At 32.7% G+C, this 18,688-nt stretch carries 20 protein-coding genes; 14 read left to right on the plus strand and 6 right to left on the minus strand.

Features of this window, described 5'->3' with window-relative positions; translation table 11 throughout:
• Positions 1-255 precede the first annotated feature (255 nt).
• The 6 genes from ctrA (at position 256) to sucD (ending at position 5,360) form a co-directional block, all read left to right on the plus strand.
• Positions 256-1,014, plus strand: a complete 759-nt coding sequence (gene ctrA, locus AAHN03_RS05485; protein ID WP_341762468.1) for a response regulator transcription factor CtrA — start codon at positions 256-258, stop codon at positions 1,012-1,014.
• 93 nt (positions 1,015-1,107) lie between these two features.
• Positions 1,108-1,458: a hypothetical protein gene (locus AAHN03_RS05490; protein ID WP_342278395.1), complete on the plus strand. Its 351-nt coding sequence runs from the start codon at positions 1,108-1,110 to the stop codon at positions 1,456-1,458.
• Positions 1,459-1,482: 24 nt separating this feature from the next.
• A complete protein-coding gene (locus AAHN03_RS05495; RefSeq protein WP_342278396.1) occupies positions 1,483-2,157 on the plus strand; it encodes a DUF5394 family protein in 675 nt (224 codons plus the stop codon).
• Between the two features lie 374 nt (positions 2,158-2,531).
• A complete protein-coding gene (locus AAHN03_RS05500) occupies positions 2,532-3,113 on the plus strand; it encodes a DMT family transporter (protein ID WP_342278397.1) in 582 nt (193 codons plus the stop codon).
• 178 nt (positions 3,114-3,291) lie between these two features.
• Positions 3,292-4,452 (plus strand): ADP-forming succinate--CoA ligase subunit beta, encoded by a 1,161-nt coding sequence (sucC, locus tag AAHN03_RS05505; RefSeq protein WP_342278398.1) that lies wholly within the window; start codon positions 3,292-3,294, stop codon positions 4,450-4,452.
• A 29-nt stretch (positions 4,453-4,481) separates the two neighbouring features.
• Positions 4,482-5,360: a succinate--CoA ligase subunit alpha gene (gene sucD / locus AAHN03_RS05510; RefSeq protein ID WP_342278399.1), complete on the plus strand. Its 879-nt coding sequence runs from the start codon at positions 4,482-4,484 to the stop codon at positions 5,358-5,360.
• Here the strand turns inward: sucD and acpS are convergent.
• The 3 genes from acpS to AAHN03_RS05525 all read right to left on the minus strand — a co-directional run bounded on the left by acpS (position 5,357) and on the right by AAHN03_RS05525 (position 7,462).
• The gene (gene acpS / locus AAHN03_RS05515) at positions 5,357-5,740 is read right to left on the minus strand and encodes a holo-ACP synthase (RefSeq protein ID WP_341762463.1); all 384 of its coding nucleotides are present in this window, start codon (positions 5,738-5,740) and stop codon (positions 5,357-5,359) included. The genes sucD and acpS overlap by 4 nt on opposite strands.
• Positions 5,737-6,129, minus strand: a complete 393-nt coding sequence (rpoZ, locus tag AAHN03_RS05520) for a DNA-directed RNA polymerase subunit omega (RefSeq protein WP_342278400.1) — start codon at positions 6,127-6,129, stop codon at positions 5,737-5,739. The genes acpS and rpoZ overlap by 4 nt, the downstream gene beginning before the upstream one ends.
• A 166-nt stretch (positions 6,130-6,295) precedes the next feature.
• A complete protein-coding gene (locus AAHN03_RS05525; RefSeq protein WP_342278401.1) occupies positions 6,296-7,462 on the minus strand; it encodes a glycosyltransferase family 4 protein in 1,167 nt (388 codons plus the stop codon).
• Between the two features lie 24 nt (positions 7,463-7,486).
• Between AAHN03_RS05525 and AAHN03_RS05530 the strand changes: the two genes are divergently transcribed.
• The 5 genes from AAHN03_RS05530 (at position 7,487) to AAHN03_RS05550 (ending at position 11,970) form a co-directional block, all read left to right on the plus strand.
• Complete coding sequence (locus AAHN03_RS05530) at positions 7,487-8,251, plus strand: alpha/beta hydrolase (protein ID WP_342278402.1); 765 nt, start codon at positions 7,487-7,489, stop codon at positions 8,249-8,251.
• Positions 8,248-9,009 (plus strand): DUF2608 domain-containing protein, encoded by a 762-nt coding sequence (locus tag AAHN03_RS05535; protein ID WP_341762459.1) that lies wholly within the window; start codon positions 8,248-8,250, stop codon positions 9,007-9,009. The genes AAHN03_RS05530 and AAHN03_RS05535 overlap by 4 nt, the downstream gene beginning before the upstream one ends.
• On the plus strand, positions 8,985-9,998 hold the full coding sequence (locus AAHN03_RS05540; RefSeq protein ID WP_342278403.1) for an efflux RND transporter periplasmic adaptor subunit: 1,014 nt from the start codon (positions 8,985-8,987) through the stop codon (positions 9,996-9,998). Before AAHN03_RS05535 ends, AAHN03_RS05540 begins: the two co-directional genes overlap by 25 nt.
• An 85-nt stretch (positions 9,999-10,083) precedes the next feature.
• Entirely contained in the window at positions 10,084-11,055 is a 972-nt protein-coding gene (locus AAHN03_RS05545; RefSeq protein ID WP_341748025.1) for an SPFH domain-containing protein, read from the plus strand.
• 312 nt (positions 11,056-11,367) lie between these two features.
• Positions 11,368-11,970 (plus strand): ATP-dependent Clp protease proteolytic subunit, encoded by a 603-nt coding sequence (locus AAHN03_RS05550; protein ID WP_341754920.1) that lies wholly within the window; start codon positions 11,368-11,370, stop codon positions 11,968-11,970.
• 58 nt (positions 11,971-12,028) lie between these two features.
• Here the strand turns inward: AAHN03_RS05550 and AAHN03_RS05555 are convergent, their stop codons facing one another.
• Positions 12,029-12,379 carry a hypothetical protein gene (locus AAHN03_RS05555; RefSeq protein WP_342278404.1) on the minus strand — a complete coding sequence of 117 codons (351 nt, stop codon included), beginning with the start codon at positions 12,377-12,379 and terminating at the stop codon, positions 12,029-12,031.
• Positions 12,380-13,029: 650 nt separating this feature from the next.
• On the opposite strand from AAHN03_RS05555, the gene AAHN03_RS05560 reads away from it, so the two are divergent.
• Positions 13,030-13,581: a helix-turn-helix domain-containing protein gene (locus AAHN03_RS05560; protein WP_342278405.1), complete on the plus strand. Its 552-nt coding sequence runs from the start codon at positions 13,030-13,032 to the stop codon at positions 13,579-13,581.
• 52 nt (positions 13,582-13,633) lie between these two features.
• On the opposite strand, the gene phaZ is transcribed toward AAHN03_RS05560, so the two are convergent.
• A complete protein-coding gene (phaZ, locus tag AAHN03_RS05565) occupies positions 13,634-14,878 on the minus strand; it encodes a polyhydroxyalkanoate depolymerase (protein WP_342278406.1) in 1,245 nt (414 codons plus the stop codon).
• Between the two features lie 132 nt (positions 14,879-15,010).
• Between phaZ and der the strand changes: the two genes are divergently transcribed.
• The gene (gene der, locus AAHN03_RS05570; RefSeq protein WP_342279197.1) at positions 15,011-16,360 is read left to right on the plus strand and encodes a ribosome biogenesis GTPase Der; all 1,350 of its coding nucleotides are present in this window, start codon (positions 15,011-15,013) and stop codon (positions 16,358-16,360) included.
• Between the two features lie 522 nt (positions 16,361-16,882).
• On the opposite strand, the gene AAHN03_RS05575 is transcribed toward der, so the two are convergent.
• Positions 16,883-17,686, minus strand: coding sequence for an RMD1 family protein (locus AAHN03_RS05575; protein WP_341762453.1), 804 nt, complete (start codon positions 17,684-17,686; stop codon positions 16,883-16,885).
• Between the two features lie 133 nt (positions 17,687-17,819).
• Here AAHN03_RS05575 and AAHN03_RS05580 point away from each other — a divergent pair, with 133 nt between their 5' ends.
• Positions 17,820-18,647, plus strand: coding sequence for a folate-binding protein (locus tag AAHN03_RS05580; RefSeq protein ID WP_342278407.1), 828 nt, complete (start codon positions 17,820-17,822; stop codon positions 18,645-18,647).
• Positions 18,648-18,688 lie beyond the last annotated feature (41 nt).

Below are 18,688 nucleotides of genomic sequence, written 5' to 3' on the forward strand. Positions count from 1 at the left end.
CCATGGGGGTTATGTGTAAGGTAAGTTAACCATAAAATTATCGAAACAATCAGATGCAGAGCCGTCTCAAATCTGATTGTTTCGATAATTTCACCGAATTTGGGATAAGAATTGACAGATTCTTATCCCAAATTCGCGTTACTTGGATATTATTTTGATAAAATTACTTGCTCTTATAGAGATAAAATGAGAACATAGATGTGTAATAAAGAATAATAAATTAATAATTATAGAAAAGTTAATGGGAGAAATATCATGAGGGTACTGTTAGTAGAAGATAATAGTGATATAGCTAGTTCTATTGAATTAACGTTAGCTTCAGAAGGAATTATTTGTGAGGTGGTGGAGTTTGGTACAGAAGGAATAGAAATAGCTAAAATTTATAATTATGATTTAATTATTTTAGACCTGATGCTGCCAGATATTAGTGGGTTTGAAGTCCTACTGAGATTACGTTCTGCTAAAGTAAAAACACCTATACTGATTTTATCAGGTATTACTACAGTTGATCAAAAAATTAAAGGACTTACGTGTGGGGCAGATGATTATATCACAAAACCATTTAACCGCGAAGAGTTAATTGCTCGTATTTATGCAATTGTTCGTCGTTCTAAAGGACATTCTGAGTCAGTGGTTAGGTTTGACAAGGTAAGTATTCATCTTGATACTAGAATTGTAGAAGTTGATGGAACAAGGGTTCATTTAACGAATAAGGAATATGCTATTTTAGAATTATTAGTCTTACGTAGGGGAACAGTACTGAATAAGGAGATGTTCTTAGACCATCTTTATAGTAGTGTTGATGAGCCGGAGATTAAAATTATAGACGTATTTGTATGCAAATTACGTAAGAAATTAGCTGATGCTGCTGGTGGTACAAACTACATTGATACAGTATGGGGACGTGGTTATATGTTGAAAGAATATGATGAACAAGAAACACTATTGCATCATTTTCAAGGAGAAGTTATTGAACCATCAGAATCAGAGATGGAAGATAACAAAGAGTCGTGATATAAAATAAAGGATCATGATTTTGATATTCGTCTATCAACTCTCCATTTACGAGCAGTATAACAGAAGCTTAATTTAATAAGATAGAGCATTATGATACCTAGCAAGATAGAATTAACTGGTAAAGTCTATATTAAATATGTTGATCCTATACCAGCCCCAAATGTTGGGGATGTTAAGCTTTTATTAAATGATGATGCATTGAGTCTTAACAAAGGAGATTATGATAACTTAAAGTCAAGTGGTTATATTAAAGCAAAAATTTTTGATGGACTTGTTTGGCAAAATATTAATATAAGTGAGTTATGTCTTGAGAAAGAACATAAATTTACTAAAAAACAAAAATCTATTGACTCAGTCTTACTGTGCCGAAGTATAATTGAAAGACATCGGGGAGTCACGTTGCACCGAACTTATAGAGGACATTTTACTACTCAAGAATAGACTTCATAAACAGGGGACTAATAAATGGAAACAAATGATAAAAAACCAAAGGACTCTAGAAAATTGGCAGACCAAATTAAGGATGCATTAGTAGGCATCACTGATGATGAACTTGGATCTGATGAGGCGATGGAAATTTTCAATGAGTTAAGTAACAACGATGCTTTCGAACAGGAAATAGAACAAATATTGGCTTGTCTTAACGAGCAAACAATGGATCTAACAAAATTACAGACACAGATTATCCTATTAATAAAAAAATATTTAGGTAAACTTGCACACAAGAAATTAGGAAAATTAGGTGTTAAAATTGATGAGAACCTTGTTAGTAAGAATGTTGCTGAAGTAAGTAATTACTTAATGCAACAACATTCACAATTGGTAAAAGAAGCTAACCGAGGTTTGATAAAATCAAAAGATAAGCTACAAGGCATAAGTAATCAATCTAGATTGGAAGCAAAACGTTTAGTGAAAAATTTTGCTTTATACCAAGTTTATAAGTTCATGAACCCTAAAAGAATAGCTGGAGAAACAAAGGAAGAAAATTTTGCTTATAATATGATTAGAGGGGGAATAGATCTAGCTAAAAAATATGAAGGTGGATCGAAAAGTGATCTTAAATCTTATTCTCCAGAATTTATCAAAAAATTAGATAAGGCTCATCAGAATTTTAAAGGTAGTGGCAGGACAATTTATTGATTAATGTTATTGATTAATGCGAGTTACCTATTATGGATTGTTTTACGCTCCAATTGAAGTAGGATTATTTGTATAACCCCAGTTGTCAATTCAATAGGAGTGATGAAGTAGAACCACTATGAAAGCAACATTATATATCTTAAGTTCATTTGGACTTGGAGCAATGAAAGCTAGTATAGTAAAATCTCTTAATAGTAGTATACCTATTTCTCTAGTTGTATTTTTACAATTCTTTCTTTGTGCTATCTTTTTTTTACCAAAAGTTATTAGGTCTCGTGGTCAATTAATAGTATCACAGCGATATTGTGCATTAATGACAAGGGGATTATTGGGGACAGCATATTGGTATTGCATGTTTTCAGCAGTAAATATACTTGTCTCTTTTCAATGTTAGTACACTTACAAATCTGTCTCCCATTTGGGTACTACTAATAACGGGTATTTTTATTGATAAATCTATCAAAAATGATCTATTATTTTTAGCAATAATTGGCTTTATTGGCTGTTTATTAATACTGAAGCCATCAGTAGAAATTATAAATTCAGGAGTCATTTTTGGATTACTTAGCGGAATATTTATGGCATTAACTATTATATCATTACACAACTTACTAAAAACAGAGACCTCAGATAGAGTATTAGTGTATTATTTTTGGATTTCCTCTCTTATTATGTTACCATTTTTAGTGGATTTTAATATAACACAAGTTTCTTCAAAGGATTGGATATTGCTATTAATCAACGCTCTGTTGATGCTGTTATACCAAATATTATTAAATAAGGGATTAGAAATTGGTTTAGCTACTGAAATGAGTATACTAGCTTATAGCAGCGTTGTATTTTCTTTAATTTTAAGTGTAGTTATATGGCAGGAAATACCAGATAGTTTTTCAATTATTGGAGCAATAATAATAATCTCAAGTGGAGCATATATATCTAGGAGACAAAAATCGTAAGCAAAAAGTAGAGTAAGATGAATATATCTATTAGTTTATGCTTTTGCAGGGATAACATTGGTGAATTTTAGATATCCCCAAGACTATTAACGTCTAACAAGTAGTAAATGAAGCTTTACAAATTGGCAACATTTGTAGTATAAGAGCCTAGGATTAAATTATTTAAAGAATTATAAAAATGAATATTCATGAATACCAAGCAAAGATGATTTTGAGGCAATATGGTATACCTACTTCTACAGGAGTTGTAATATTGCAAAAAGAAGATATCGATAGGCTAATTGATGGTTTAGAAGCAGAAATATATGTGGTTAAAGCCCAAATCCACGCAGGTGGTAGGGGAAAAGCTGGGGGTGTAAAAGTTGTAAGAACTAAAGAAGAGGCAAAGAAAGCAGCACACGCAATGTTTGGCATTAACTTAGTAACTCATCAGACGTCAGCTATTGGGCAAAAGGTTCGCTATCTCTATGTTGAATCTGGGTGTGATATTTTAAAAGAATATTATTTTAGTGCCGTTTTTGATCGTAGTAATAGCAAGGTAACTTTTATAGCTTCTACTGAAGGTGGAGTAGATATAGAAGAAGTTGCTCATAATACTCCAGAGAAAATTATTAAAGTATCAGTTGATCCTGCAACAGGCATACAGCCATTTCATTGTCGTAGAATGGCATACAAGCTTGGTTTTAAGAATGAGCAGGCAAAACAAATGATGAAAATTGTTGAATCAACCTATCAAGCTTTTATAGCAACTGATGCTAACCAAATTGAAATTAATCCATTAATAACAAAAGCTGATGGTAGTTTATTGGCACTTGATGCCAAGATTAACTTTGATGATAATGGACTATTTAAACATCCTGATATTTTAAATATGCGGGATGATGATGAAGAAGATGCTCTTGAAATAAAAGCAGCTAGCCTTGGTCTTAGTTATGTTAAGATGGATGGGACTATTGGTTGTATGGTGAATGGGGCTGGGCTAGCTATGGCTACAATGGATATTATCAAGCTTTATGGTGCTGAACCGGCAAATTTTTTAGATGTTGGTGGTGGGGCTGATCGTGAGAAAGTAACGGAAGCACTAAAAATAATTTTATCAGATTCACATGTACAAGGGGTTTTAGTTAATATTTTTGGTGGTATAATGCGTTGTGATATAATAGCCGAAGGCATTATTGCTGCAGTGAAAGAGATTGGCATTACAGTTCCACTGGTTGTACGTTTAGCTGGGACCAATTTTGAATTAGGTAAAAATATTTTAGCAAATTCTGGTTTAAAAATAATTGCTGCAAATGATTTAGGTGATGCGGCTGTTAAGATCGTCGATGCAGTAAAATAATTCATATAAAAAATACGGAAAATGCATATATGTCAATATTAGTTGATAAAAATACAAAAGTAATTTGCCAAGGTTTTACTGGCTCTCAAGGGACTTTTCATTCTGAACAGGCAATCAGTTATGGTACTAAAATGGTAGGAGGGGTAACTCCTGGAAAAGGTGGAAATACTCATTTAGATCTACCTGTATATAATACAGTACATGAGGCAGTTGCAAAAACTAAGGCTACTGCCAGTGTTATTTATGTTCCACCACCTTTTGCTGCTGATTCAATTTTGGAAGCTATAGATGCAGGAATTAGTTTGGTAGTGTGTATTACAGAGGGAATACCGATACTTGATATGATAAAGGTCAAAAGAGCATTAATAGGATCAAAAACTAGATTAATTGGGCCAAATTGTCCTGGCATTATTACTCCTGATGAATGTAAAATCGGCATAATGCCTGGTTATATTCATAAGAGGGGTAGGGTGGGAATTATCTCCCGATCCGGTACTTTGACTTATGAAGCAGTAGCACAGACTACAGCTGTTGGTCTTGGTCAATCTACCTGTATTGGTATTGGTGGAGATCCAGTTAATGGCACCGATTTTGTTGATTGTATTGAAATGTTTTTGCAAGATGATGAAACAGAATCGATTATTATGATTGGTGAAATAGGAGGGGATTCTGAGGAAAAGGCTGCTGAATTAATAAAAAGCTCAAAGATTAAAAAACCAATAGTTACTTTCATTGCTGGTGTTACTGCTCCTGAAGGTAAAAGAATGGGGCATGCTGGTGCAATTATTTCTAATGGACAGGGTTCAGTTGAAGATAAGTTGGAGGCATTGCAAAGTGCAGGTGTTACTATCACTAGATCACCAGCTGATATTGGTAAAACTATGTTTGAACTATTAGAAAAGCTCTAAACCTTAGAGGTAATAACTGCAAAAGCTACAGAAATTGGGTAATCGTCTGAAATGGACAAGTGAATTTTGATTTGTCCAAATTTGTTTGGATTCTCAGGGTGACAAATTTGGACAAAGGGCTTTCCTAAGGCATCATTTAGTACAGATATGTCTTTAAATCGTAAACCACGCCCCATTCCGATACCAAGGGCTTTGCTAACTGCCTCTTTCGCAGCAAACCTTTTTGCCAAAAAGCAACCATATTGGTCTTTGCTTAGAGAATTTAGCTTTTGTATTTCCGTTTTAGAAAGAATTATGTTTACAAAACGCTGGTCATATAGCTTTAAGATACGTTCTATTCTTGGAATTTGTACTATATCTGTACCAACACCAATAATCATTTTTGTTCATCATTACTAACATTATCATCAAATATTTGATCATCTAAGTCAGAGTAGTCTTCAGTAACACAAAGATCTGAGCCGCTTGGTAAATAATCAAACTCTTCTACATCAGTATCAAGGGAAGCATCAGTATTTTCTTCATCAATAGGATCGATTCTGCTTTTTGTTCGAAGACGTTTTAATAATTGTGCCTTTAGGGCTGGAATCGTTATATGACCAGCAGCTATTTCACGTAATGCCAGTACATTTGCCTTATCGCCTCTCACGTTATTAATAGTCATTTTACTACCAGAATTTATATCATTTGCTCTTTGAGCAGCTAAAGCTACAAGCTTAAATCTATCGTGAATTTTTCCAACACAATCTTCAATCGTTATCCTAGCCATAATACTCTTTTTTTAATTTTATAAGATATATATACAATAACGGATCAGTATAAAGTATAATTAGTAGATTTCAAGAATAGAATTTTCATTGCTTCTCTAGGGTAGTTTAAAAATCATAGATGCAGGTGGGAAGATGTAAGGACACTACAAAGAACTGGGGAAAATATTATGTTTTTTTGAGCATTTTTTTATATAGATCTAAGGTTTTACTAAGCATTAAATCAAGGGAAAAATTATCGATTACTGCTTTTCTTGCTGCTTGTTGTATTTTTTTACCTTCATTGGTTTTAAGTATAGATAAGCAATGTTCGATTTTTTCTGCTAAATCAACAGCATCGTTTGGTTTGACATGAAATCCAGTTTTTTTATCTAATATTGTTTCAATAGCTCCACCTATATTTGTAGCAATTACTAGCTTTTCCATTGATTGTCCTTCAGTTATAGTTCTACCAAATGCTTCTGGTTCAATTGAAGTAGATATTACTATATCTGAAACACCGTAAAGGCTGAGCATATCAGATTCATTACCAAAAATTTGAATTTTACTTTGTAGCTTCAACAAGTTTATAAGAGATTTTACTCGATTGGTAAAATTGGGATGTTTGGATAAATCTCCAACCATTAGACAGTAGAAATCTAGATGTTTTAATTTGCCAAGTGCTTCAACAAGGGTAAGATGCCCCTTCCAACTGGTCATTCTTGATGGTAACAATATTATAGGAGTATTGTTAGATATACCATATTTCTTTTTATGTTTTAGTAACTTTTCTTCTGTAACATTCTTTGGATCAAAATAATTATAATCTACCCCTCGATATATTACAACAATTTGATCTTCTAGGATTTGATAATTAATTAATATATGATGTTTTACAAAATTAGACACAGCTATGATCTTTTCGCCTTTGACCATGACGCTATTATAAAAATGTTTGAAAGGATTCGAGATGTTGTAGACTCCGTGGAATGTTGTTAAGAATTTAGCGCCTGTAGCCTTTGCGGCCATATAACAACTCCAAGCTGGAGCTCTAGATCTTGCATGCACTATATCTACGTTATATTCCTTAATTATTTCTGACAGAATTCTTGCGTTTTTCCATATTGTTAAAGGATTTTTAGTAGCACTATTCATAAAAATATGTGGCACTTCTGCCGCTACTAATTCTTCAACCAATGAACCACCAAATGAAACTACAATAACATTATAATCAACTTTTTTTAACATTTTAGCCACTTCAATTGTTCCTCGCTCTACTCCACCAGAGAATAAAGCTGGAACTACTTGCAAAATGGTGGGTTTATGATATCGTTTGGGTGAATCTGATGAAATCATTAATCTTTTACATAATTAATTTAAATGCATAAAATATATAATACAGAAAAGAAAAGATTTATCACTTACAATCATCATAAAAGTAGCAAAAAAAATATGCCATTGGTAATTTTTTTACATGGCTTGATGTCGGGTATGAATGGTAAGAAGGCTATATTTCTTGAGAATTACTGTAAAAAACGTGATTATAATTTTATCACATTTGATAATTTTGGTCATGGAGAATCATCAGGTAGATTTCTAGATGAAACGATTGGATCTTGGCTTACAGGGGTTGAACTAGTTTTAAATAAACTTGTAGTGCAACCAGCTATTATCATAGGCTCTAGCATGGGTGGTTGGTTAGCCATTCTTGCTGCTATAAAATTTCCTAGTAAAGTTTGTGGTCTTGTTTGTATTGCTCCTGCCCTAGATTTTACAGAAACTATTTGGCAAAACTTAACTGAAATGCAAAAAACACAAATGCAACAACAAAAATACCTTGAGGTTGGTGGGCGTAATTGCAACGATAAATATCCAATAAGTTATCAATTAATACTCGAAGCTAGAAATCACTTGTTACTAAATGCAAATAGTATTAAACTTAAGGGGGCTATTCATTTAATTCACGGGATGCTAGATGAGGACGTGCCTTATACCATCTCAAATAACCTTGTAGAAAAGATTACTAGTGATATGGTAGTGATGAAGTTAATAAAAGACGGAGTTCATACTCTTGTACGAGAATCAGATTTAGCTATAATAGCTAATTCTTTGGAAGAAATAATAAACTTATCATTAGAACTATGAATAAACATATATTTGCTAAAACAACTAAAGTTTCCGATTTTTTGAAAATATCGGAAGTAATAGATAAGTTAGATCAAGATAGCTTGGTACTTTTTGATGTAGATGACGTACTTATCATGGATCAAGATGAATATCGCTTAACTCATCCTTATAGACGGCAGTGGCGTGCTGAAAGCAAAAACCGTCTTACGAGAGAAGAAAGGCATCTTTTTTACAGTATTATTTTAAAAAATCGTACTATTCGCTTAGTGGACTATAATATAACTGATATACTAGGTAGATTATGGAAGATGCAAATCCCAACTGCTGCTCTGACCAAATTATATACAGGGAAATTTGGTGTTATTGAGGATTTTACCAATTGGCGTCTTACAGAGCTTAAAGGGATAAATATAGATTTTATGAAATCTACTCCGATAAAAGAGGAAATATTAATTGATGAATTACATATTGGGGGTGGTGTACCAATGATGAAAGAAGGGGTGATTCTGACAGCCGATGTTGATAAAGGTGCAGTATTAGAGAATATTTTACATAAAAAAAACTACTATCCTAAAACAATAATATTTGTGGACGATATTTTAGAAAATATTGAGTCAGTGGCAAAAATATGTAGCAAATTACAGATTAATTTTTATGGTTTTGAATTTGATGGAGCTTCTTTGATCCCGGAAACAGAACTAGATGAAAAAAGTGAAAAAATTCGTTTTGAGATTTTAGAGAAGGAACATCGTTGGATAACAGATTTAAAACTATAATTATTTTTTTATGTATATGCATTACTTCTTGCTATGCTATAGCTGAAGAACAAGAAACTATTGAGGTAAAAGCTACTAAAGTACAAATGGCTGATTTATATAATGTTTTCAGCGTTATAGGACAATGCAAGAGTGGTATGAGCCGTGATTATTATGCAAATGTTTCTGGTAGACTTGATTTAGTATCTACTTCCCAAGGAGGTAAGATCCATCAAGGTGATGTTTTACTTATTATTGACCAAGATTTAGCTATGTCAATTAAGTCACAAGCGGAAGTCTCTTTAAGAAAAGCCATGGCTTCTTATAGCCGTGACAAGGAATTATTTGCCAAAAAATATATTAGTAGTGATGTGCTAGAAAAATCTAGCAGTGAGTTAGAAGAAGCTAGGCTTGCTTTTGCTAAAGCAATGAATAGTTACAACGATATGGTTCTTATAGCTCCATTTGATGGATATATTGGTATAATAAAACCCAAAATAGGGGATAAGATAAAACAAGGAGATTATCTTTTTAGCATTATTGCTCAAAATTCTACTACTAATAATATTTTAATAGAGTTACCTGAGGGGCTTTATAATCAGGTATCAGAATCCACTAATTTAGTGATAACCGATAATAAGGGTGGATTAATTAATGGAAAAATTGCTGAAATCTCACAATATGTTTCAGATAATGGTACTATAAGTGCTAAAATTATCGTTGATTCTAATAGTAATATTGTGCATGGAAGCTATGTAAATATAGATCTAATTCTTAACAAACATAGGAATTTAGCTGTGCCTAATCAATCGGTACAGAGTAATAATAAAGGTGAGTATTTTGTATATAAACTCAATGACAATAAGGTACAACAACTTTATGTTAAACTTGGCACTAGTTTAAATGGTTTAACAGAGATTATCTCAAGCGAAATTAGGGAAGGAGATATGGTGGTATTGGAAGGGATTACTAAGATTTATGATGGTAACGTCGTCAAATTGTTAGATTAACCTGAATTCATGTAACAAGTTATATTGTTAAGCATCAACTGCGAACGATGTCACCGAACTAAGATTAAATTAACAGAGGATTAAAATGGAATATATATTATTAGTTTGTAGTATCGTGGCAATTCTTATTATTGTACAGATGGTTAAGGTTGTACCACAACAACAAGCATGGGTTGTAGAAAAGTTTGGAAAATTTGATAGGGTTTTGCAGCCCGGATTGAATATTTTGATACCAGTGATTCAGAGAGTAGCCTATAAACACACCCTGAAGGAAGAAGCTATTGATGTTACTGCTCAAACAGCCATTTCAAATGATAATGTTACGTTATTAATAGATGGTGTTTTATATGTAAAAATTGTTGATCCAGTCGCTGCATCTTATGGTGTTAATAGTCCATATTATGCTATCACACAGCTTGCACAGACCACCATGCGTTCAGAAATAGGTAAATTACCATTAGATAGGACTTTTGAAGAACGAGAAACGTTAAACATCGCTATTGTATCTGCTATTAACCAAGCTGCAATGAATTGGGGGATACAATGTATGCGTTATGAAATTAAAGATATTCAGCCACCACAAACAATACTTAAAGCGATGGAATTACAAGTTGCAGCAGAACGTCAGAAACGAGCTCAAATTTTGGATTCAGAAGGCAATAGACAAGCAAAAATAAATCATGCAGAAGGTGAGAAGGCTCAAGTGGTATTAAATTCTGAAGCTTCCTATACTGACCAAGTAAATAGAGCTAAAGGTGAAGCTGAGGCAATAGGATTAGTAGCAATGGCTACTGCTAAAAGTATTGAAGTTATTGCCGCTTCTATTCAAAAGTCTGGGGGTAATGACGCAGTATCTTTAAAAATTGCTGAACAATATATAAATGCTTTCGGTGAGTTAGCCAAAGATAGTAATACAGTAATTCTTCCGGCAAATCTTTCTGAACCGGGAAGTTTTATAACTCAAGCTTTAAGCATTTTTGATCAGCTAAAATCAGTGAGCAATAAAAAATTATCTAAGGAATCTTCTATGAAGAAACAAACGAGTGCTAGTGAGTAATTACTTATTTAACTTGAATTCGACATAAAAATAATTATTATTCTAAGCACCTTCGGATGTCAACTACAACTGTTGAAAGTTAAAAAATCGTCTATTAGCGAGCGAACGTACGTGAGCGTGGCAATCCATTTTGCTAAAAACATGATTTTAATCTTTTAAAATCATGTTTTTAGCTTTAGAAATATTTAAAATGCATTCGCAAAACCGCTTTAAGAATGCATTTTTCCTTATATTAAAGCCAATTCGGGATAAGAATTAACTAATTCTTATCCCGAATTGGGGTAGGTTACAATAAATTTAGGAGAAAATTTAATGACGTACGTGCCTATAGTAATTGAACAAACCCCTAGAGGGGAAAGAGCCTATGATATCTATTCTAGGTTATTAAAGGAACGCATCGTTTTTGTTTGTGGTCAAATTGAAGATTATATGGCCAATGTGGTGGTTGCACAATTACTATTCTTAGAGGCAGAAAATCCAGAAAAAGATATTTTTATGTATATTAACTCTCCTGGTGGTGTTGTGACTTCTGGCTTGGCAATTTATGATACTATGCAATATATTAAACCTAAAATTTCTACTCTTTGTATAGGGCAGGCTTGTTCCGCAGGGTCTTTGTTGCTTACTGCTGGTGAGAAAAATATGCGTTATTCCTTGCCACATAGTCGTATAATGATCCATCAACCGTCAGGTGGTTACCAAGGGCAAGCTACAGATATAGAAATTCATGCTAAAGAAACCATGAAATTAAAAAGAATGCTCAATAACTTATATGTCAAGCATACAGGGCAAGAACTAGATTCTATTGAAAAAAGTATGGAACGTGATAATTTCATGGATCCTGAAGTAGCTAAATCTTTTGGACTTGTTGATGAAATCATCACCGATAGAGCAAAAATCTTAGTAAGAAAATAGTTTAAAGGCTGTTAGATATTATGGATTCCGCACCGAAATGCAGGGGCAGGGGGCAGGATTATTTTTGTTTCTTGGTTTGTGACGTAGTATTAGATCTAGCAAATACTTTAAACTCATCAAGTAGTATTTTAAGATGCAGATTTATATCTTCTAACTGAAAGGTAGCATACAATATGTGATGTTCTTTCTTAACTGTACTGTTAGCTAGCTCTGTGGTCTTTTGATATAGAGCTGCTATTTCATTTTGTGCTTTGATGTAGATGTTAGAGAAATCCTTGCAAATAACCTCGATCTCGCTATAGGTTAATCTGATGTTATTAAGCAATTTGATTGAGAGGAGGATTAAGAGTATCTGTCCGATGATTATGCTGAATGCTAAAATAGCCAAGGTCAATATTTGGTAATTCATATGTTACTTCCTTTGTTGCCTAGGATTGTGCTTGTTTGCTATAGCCTTTCGTTAGATAAGCTTGGCTGATTGATTGCTGCTATAGGACTGTGAAAATAATAAGGGTTGATTTGGCTAAGAAATTTATATATGATCATAGTGATACCTCTATAAAAGGGTTGTTATTTAAATAGCATTTGATGCTATTTGATTAATTCTACTAGTAAGTATTTTTGAGCCTGTGAAACTTTTCGGTACTTACCAGTAGACTGTAATATTTAATATAATACTTGAGCTTTATTTAAGGATAGAGCTGAAGTATTATATTGACTTTTTTAGTTTGAGATTTATAGCTAACCAAATTAGCATTACTCCGTCATTGCGAGACCACGTAGTGGTCGTGGCAATCTAGAAAAATTAAATTGGATTGCTTCGTCGCTACTAAAGTAGCTTCTCGCAATGACGCCAATTTATATGGCTAAATACTAATCGGATAGCTAAACCAAAATGTGTATTTTGGTTTTAAAAAAATAGTCAGTAGTTACTGAGTTCTTTTTTTTTGGTCTCATCCTATTTTTGGGAGTTTATTATAGTTATTTGGGGTTGTCAAGAAAAAATGTGTCAACAGTTGATATATTTTTTATTTTTACTTAATCCATGAATTCTTAGATATGACTCTTGTTAAAGAAATACAAAAATTTTTAGGATTAAAATTTGAAATACTCAAATTGAAAAGAAGAGATTTCTCTGAGGGTAGTGGGATTCCTTATAATAATATTACTAGTATTATGAATGGATTAAGGTCTAATCCCCAAATGCATACTATACTGAAAATAGCTAACTACTTTGACTGTTCTATAGATGAAGTTGTTGGCAGAAGTGAATATATTCCATTATTACAAGTAAAAAGAAGATTTAAGGATTTATCACTAGATGATATTAATAATAACTTAAAAAAATTCTTAAAAGATAAAGTTGTTAAGCAAGATATAAATTTTTATATTTTAGGAAAAGAAATTGGATTTAATTATTCAATTCATAATTTTATTAACGGAAGCCGAGAACAAAAAAATTTAAATAGTCAAATTATAGTAGCCCTAGCGGATCATTTTCAAATGTCGCTAGATGAAATGGTTGGTAGAATTTCTCCTGCTAGAGATACTGACAATGCTAAATTTCCTGAACAAAACTTTAATAGTGATCCTGATCTGAATAATTTATAGCTAACCTGTGATTTTTTAAATTACCCTGTCATTTTTGGCAACAAAACCTAATTCAATTTTGATAACTATATATAAAATCCCTAATTATCGGTACAATAAACTGTTTAAATTTGCTACCACTAAATAAGCCGTAATGTCCAACTCCCTGTTGTAAATGATATTTTTTCATTGTCATAGGAATACCGGAACACAAATCTAATGCAGTTTTAGTTTGTCCAACTGCAGCTATATCGTCATTTTCGCCTTCGATACCTAGTAAAGCACAATTTGTTATATTTTTTAAATGAACTTTACGATTTTTTGAGACAAATTCATCTTTGGCAAGAGCAAAATTTTTAAATACTTCTTGTATTGTTTGGAGATAGAATTCCGATGTTATATCCATAGTGGCTAAATATTCATCATAAAATTTTATGGTATGATTAGCTTTTTCAAGGTTGCCATCTAGCAAATTTTGTAGTAAATCCAAATGCGAATTAATATGCCGAGGAATATTTAAACTGATAAAACCCATAAGTTGTAAAAACCCTAGATAGACATTTCTTCCGTAACCAGGATAGTTAAAGGGGACTGATGTAATCATCATTTGGCAAAACCATTGCATGCTTTTATGGATTGCAAACAAGTCAACATCTGTAGGATTAAGCCTTGCATCAATAGGTCCACCTATCAGAATCATTGACCTTGGTATATTTACATCATTATTTGCAGACATTATACTAATGGCAGCTAGAAGGGGGACTGTTGGCTGGCATACTGCCATAGTGTGCAGATTTGGTCCTAGAAGCGTCATAAACTCAATTAAGTAGTCTATAAAATCATCTAAGTTAAATTTACCAAGTTGATTAGGTATAGTGCTTGCATCAAGCCAATCTGTAATATATACATCTGCGTAGGGGAGCATTTCAGTTACAGTGTCCCTAAGTAAGGTAGCATGGTGTCCTGACAGTGGAGCGATTATTAATAACTTTGGCATTTCTTGCTTAATACCAATTTTGCTAAAATGCTTTAATTGACAAAATGTTTTAGCAGCAACTGTTTTTTCTTTAACAACATAAGACGTACCATCAATAATACATTCATTAATGTTAAATTTTGGCTTCTTGTATGTTCTAGTCATCCTCTCAGCAAGCGTCAAATATGCTAACATAACGTGAGTATAGCCGCTATCTTTTATAGGATTATTACTATTTTTAAACCACTGTTCTAAAATTTCTATGTTTGCTCGCATTGGAATAAGCATAGTTTTAAAGCCTTCTAGTGCATAATAAAGATTATTAGAACTGCCATTATGCATAATATTTGTCCTTTAGAAGTCTATTTATACTTTAATTTTATATAATTAAGTGTTAATAATATACTCAAATAGTGCAATATTCAAATGATTTGAGTATTAGTGCTAATGAATTATTATGATAATATAAAGGTGATGCATAAAAGAATTGTGGCGATTATTGGTAGACCCAATGTAGGGAAGTCTACGCTCTTTAATCGTTTGGCTATCAGGAAAAAGGCTATCGTGCATGACCGCCTTGGGGTAACACGTGATCGAAAATACGCTGATGCCCAAATTGGTCCATTTGATTTTACGGTAATTGATACTCCTGGTTTAGAAGAAGCAGAATGTGCGAAATTAGAATATAGAATGATGCAACAGACTGTAGAAGCCATTCTAGAAGCAGACTTGCTATGCCTTATGGTGGATGGTAAGGATGGCGTATTACCGGAAGATAAGTTTTTTGCTAATTTTATCAGAAGATATGATAAAAAATCTGTGTTGATTGTCAATAAATGTGAAGGACGGTTTGATTTTGCTAAAGAATACTACAAGCTTGGTTTTGATAATGTAGTGCCAATTTCTGCAGAACATGGTGTTGGTATGGCAGATTTACACGATGCAATAACTGAGAAATTAGGGGATGAGGAACTAGAGGAAGAATTAATCGACCCAATAAAGGCTGACTATATACAAATAGTGGTGAGCGGTAGACCAAATGCAGGAAAATCTACGTTTATTAATAGTATTATTAATAATGAAAGATTGTTAACAGGGCCTGAAGCCGGTATAACAAGGGAATCTATAGAAATTGATTGGCTATATAATGATAATAAATTTAAATTAATTGATACGGCTGGTCTAAGAAAAAAGGGAGCTATTAATAAGTCCTTAGAAAAATTATCAGCTTCTGATACTATTAATAGTATTAAGTTTGCTAATACTGTTATTCTGATGGTTGATGCACGAACGAATTTAGAGCAACAAGATCTGAATATTGCCAGTTATGTTATAGATCAAGGCAGAAGCCTGCTCATAGTAGTTAATAAGTGGGATTTAATTGAAGGGAAAAATAAAGATAAATTTAAGGAAGAATTTCTTTATAAGATGGAAACCAATCTACCGCAAGTTAAAGGAGTACCGATAATATTCATATCAGCCTTAAAAAAGCAGAATATTAATATGGTACTAGATGAGGCTATAAAAATTTATGCTTTATGGAATAAAAAAATTGCTACCAGTAAACTGAATCATTGGTTAGGTTTTGCACTCGAGCAACATCCACTGCCTTTACAAAAAGGTGGCAGACGTGTTAGAATTAAATACATGACCCAAACAAAAACTCGCCCACCAACTTTTAAACTATTCTCTAATAATCCTGAGAAAATCACGGATAGTTATACTAGATACCTTGTAAACAACTTGCGGGAAGCTTTTAATTTACCCGGTGTGCCAATAAGATTTACTTATACTAAAACTGAGAATCCATATGTAACTCGATAATCAAGTTTTTCCTTAACCGTTATAGCAAGGCATCTTTAGATGCCGTGGTGATCCAATACTGATTATCTTTCAAAATAGAATTAATAATTTAATTCCAACTAATGATAGACCTAATACTAAATTATACCATGATACCATGTTAATTCTATTTTGAAAGATAATCAGTACAAGTAAACAGCGAAGCTGTTTTTTTAGAGTAACCCTTCGCGTATCCTGGATTGCTGCCACAACTGTTGAAAGTTAAAAAACCGTCATCGCGATGAGCTTTGTAAGCCCTAAACCGTCATTGCGAGGAGTCGCTGTAAGCGACGATGTGGCAATCTTGTGAAGAAGAGCTTACTTCATGAGATCGCCACGGCGTCTATCGACGCCTCGCGATGACGATTTTTTAACTTTCAACAGTTGTGGGATTGCTGTGTTGCCGCTTTTTCGTGGCTTCTCGCTAATAGACGTATTTTTTAATAATTCTAAAAAACTTGATTATCGAGTGTAAAGTCATAGGTCTAATGTGAGTAGAGTCAATTAAATTTTATTCAGAAGATAACCAATTATTTTGAAAAAGAGTTTATCGTGAATAAGGGATAGTACTACTTCTATGGTAATTAATATTATAATGATCCATTCAAGTCTAGTTGAGTGTTTATAGTTTAAGTCATTTGACAAAATATTGTAGAGTTCATGGATCATGTTCAGCCGATGGTTAAGAATATCCTGACGAATTTGAATATCTTGAAACTCTGCAGTCATTAAGTATAAAGGTTCATAACTAGGACGACGCCAAAAAAATTCAGGAGTATCTAGTATATCGCTGTGTAAATTAATAGAATATCGTTCGTTAAATAATATGCCAATTTGTTGAGATATTTCCTTTTTTGAAAGTGATACACTGCCAGTGCTAGCTAGTTCTTGTTGAATTGGCGTTGTTTTTACAATTAAATTACTTACTGATTTTTCTAGTACACTAAGCTTAACTGACTGAGCTAAAGCATGCGATATAGATAATTTTATAAAAGTTGATTTATCTGCTAGAATGATTTGGTTTTTTTCTTCATCTATAAAGGTTTTACCAGTAGTTTCATCATAATCAAAATAGATAAAGTCAGACATTATCTCGTCAGTTTGATTAGCTTGCAGAGTTACTATGTCTTCTAGAATCATTTTTTCTTGGCTTTCTTCAGCTCCCCATATAGTAACACAGCCAAATGGGAAAAAGAAAACATCTATAGGGTCTAAGTTTTTTACTTGTTCTTTTTGAATATATAGTACATCATCGAAGTGTTTAGGTTCAAGACCAATCTTATTGAGATTTATTACTAAGTCATTCATCTTATATTCAGAAGTCGTACAGTAGGAAGCACATCTCATATAATAAATAATTTATAGCAAACAACTGTTGCATCAGTATAATATAGTAGTTATAAAAGTTATAAAGTCAATTAAAATATCATAGTTGGTAATTATGCATGAAATATTAACAAATAGAGCAATTATTGAAGTTGCTGGTGATGATGCAATGAATTTTTTGCATAATTTGACAACTAATGATATAAAAAATAATAATTATTGTTATAGTTATGCTCTAAATAATCAAGGAAGGTATTTATTTGATTTTTTTGTATTAAAACTATCAGCAACAAGACTTTTTATTGATATAAATGTTAATCAGTCTGATTTATTTAAAAATCACTTAGTGCGGTATAAATTACGTGCTAAAATTGAAGTGAATGACTTAACTAACATCTATCAGGTTATTTACTCAAAACAACAGCTGGAATTTAATGGATACAAAGACCCTCGTTATGATCAACTCGGTTTCCGTTCTATTGTTAGTAAAGATATACCAATAACTGCAGGAACACTAGGACTATACCTGCAAGATAAATATAATTTTGCCATAGTCGATGGGTATGAGGATCTAATTTTCAACAGATCCATTCCGGTCGAATATGGCTGTGAGGAATTAAACGCTGTAAGTTATACCAAAGGTTGCTATATTGGACAGGAAGTTATTTCAAGAACAAAATACCAAGGAGTAGTAAGGAAAAAAATATTTAAATTATCCGTTAACATAGATTCCATTAATACAGGCAGTTCAGATATAGCAAAAGATGATGAAATTATGGCAAATAATACAAAAATTGGAGTGATATGTTCAAGCTATAAGAATAATGCCATAGCTTTAATTAGAGTGGACGACTATCATTCATTACAAAACACAGTTATTACTGTAAAAAACCAAATTGTTTCTTTGTGCGTTCCACCTTGGCGTTCATATATGACTATTTAGGAACTTATGACAATATCGAGAACTTAATAAAGTTAGCTATA

Source organism: Candidatus Tisiphia endosymbiont of Myopa tessellatipennis (genome assembly GCF_964031105.1).
In the GTDB taxonomy this organism is placed as follows: Bacteria; Pseudomonadota; Alphaproteobacteria; order Rickettsiales; family Rickettsiaceae; genus Tisiphia.

Excerpts from the sequence above, each read along its gene's own strand:
- acpS (WP_341762463.1), bottom strand. The coding sequence starts at position 5,740 with ATGATTATTGGTGTTGGTACAGATATAGTACAAATTCCAAGAATAGAA.
- AAHN03_RS05580 (WP_342278407.1), top strand. The coding sequence starts at position 17,820 with ATGCATGAAATATTAACAAATAGAGCAATTATTGAAGTTGCTGGTGAT.
- phaZ (WP_342278406.1), bottom strand. The coding sequence starts at position 14,878 with ATGCATAATGGCAGTTCTAATAATCTTTATTATGCACTAGAAGGCTTT.
- ctrA (WP_341762468.1), top strand. The coding sequence starts at position 256 with ATGAGGGTACTGTTAGTAGAAGATAATAGTGATATAGCTAGTTCTATT.
- AAHN03_RS05530 (WP_342278402.1), top strand. The coding sequence starts at position 7,487 with ATGCATAAAATATATAATACAGAAAAGAAAAGATTTATCACTTACAAT.
- sucD (WP_342278399.1), top strand. The coding sequence starts at position 4,482 with ATGTCAATATTAGTTGATAAAAATACAAAAGTAATTTGCCAAGGTTTT.
- der (WP_342279197.1), top strand. The coding sequence starts at position 15,011 with ATGCATAAAAGAATTGTGGCGATTATTGGTAGACCCAATGTAGGGAAG.
- AAHN03_RS05535 (WP_341762459.1), top strand. The coding sequence starts at position 8,248 with ATGAATAAACATATATTTGCTAAAACAACTAAAGTTTCCGATTTTTTG.
- AAHN03_RS05525 (WP_342278401.1), bottom strand. The coding sequence starts at position 7,462 with ATGATTTCATCAGATTCACCCAAACGATATCATAAACCCACCATTTTG.
- AAHN03_RS05490 (WP_342278395.1), top strand. The coding sequence starts at position 1,108 with ATGATACCTAGCAAGATAGAATTAACTGGTAAAGTCTATATTAAATAT.
- sucC (WP_342278398.1), top strand. The coding sequence starts at position 3,292 with ATGAATATTCATGAATACCAAGCAAAGATGATTTTGAGGCAATATGGT.
- AAHN03_RS05550 (WP_341754920.1), top strand. The coding sequence starts at position 11,368 with ATGACGTACGTGCCTATAGTAATTGAACAAACCCCTAGAGGGGAAAGA.
- rpoZ (WP_342278400.1), bottom strand. The coding sequence starts at position 6,129 with ATGGCTAGGATAACGATTGAAGATTGTGTTGGAAAAATTCACGATAGA.
- AAHN03_RS05575 (WP_341762453.1), bottom strand. The coding sequence starts at position 17,686 with ATGAATGACTTAGTAATAAATCTCAATAAGATTGGTCTTGAACCTAAA.
- AAHN03_RS05560 (WP_342278405.1), top strand. The coding sequence starts at position 13,030 with ATGACTCTTGTTAAAGAAATACAAAAATTTTTAGGATTAAAATTTGAA.
- AAHN03_RS05545 (WP_341748025.1), top strand. The coding sequence starts at position 10,084 with ATGGAATATATATTATTAGTTTGTAGTATCGTGGCAATTCTTATTATT.
- AAHN03_RS05555 (WP_342278404.1), bottom strand. The coding sequence starts at position 12,379 with ATGAATTACCAAATATTGACCTTGGCTATTTTAGCATTCAGCATAATC.
- AAHN03_RS05495 (WP_342278396.1), top strand. The coding sequence starts at position 1,483 with ATGGAAACAAATGATAAAAAACCAAAGGACTCTAGAAAATTGGCAGAC.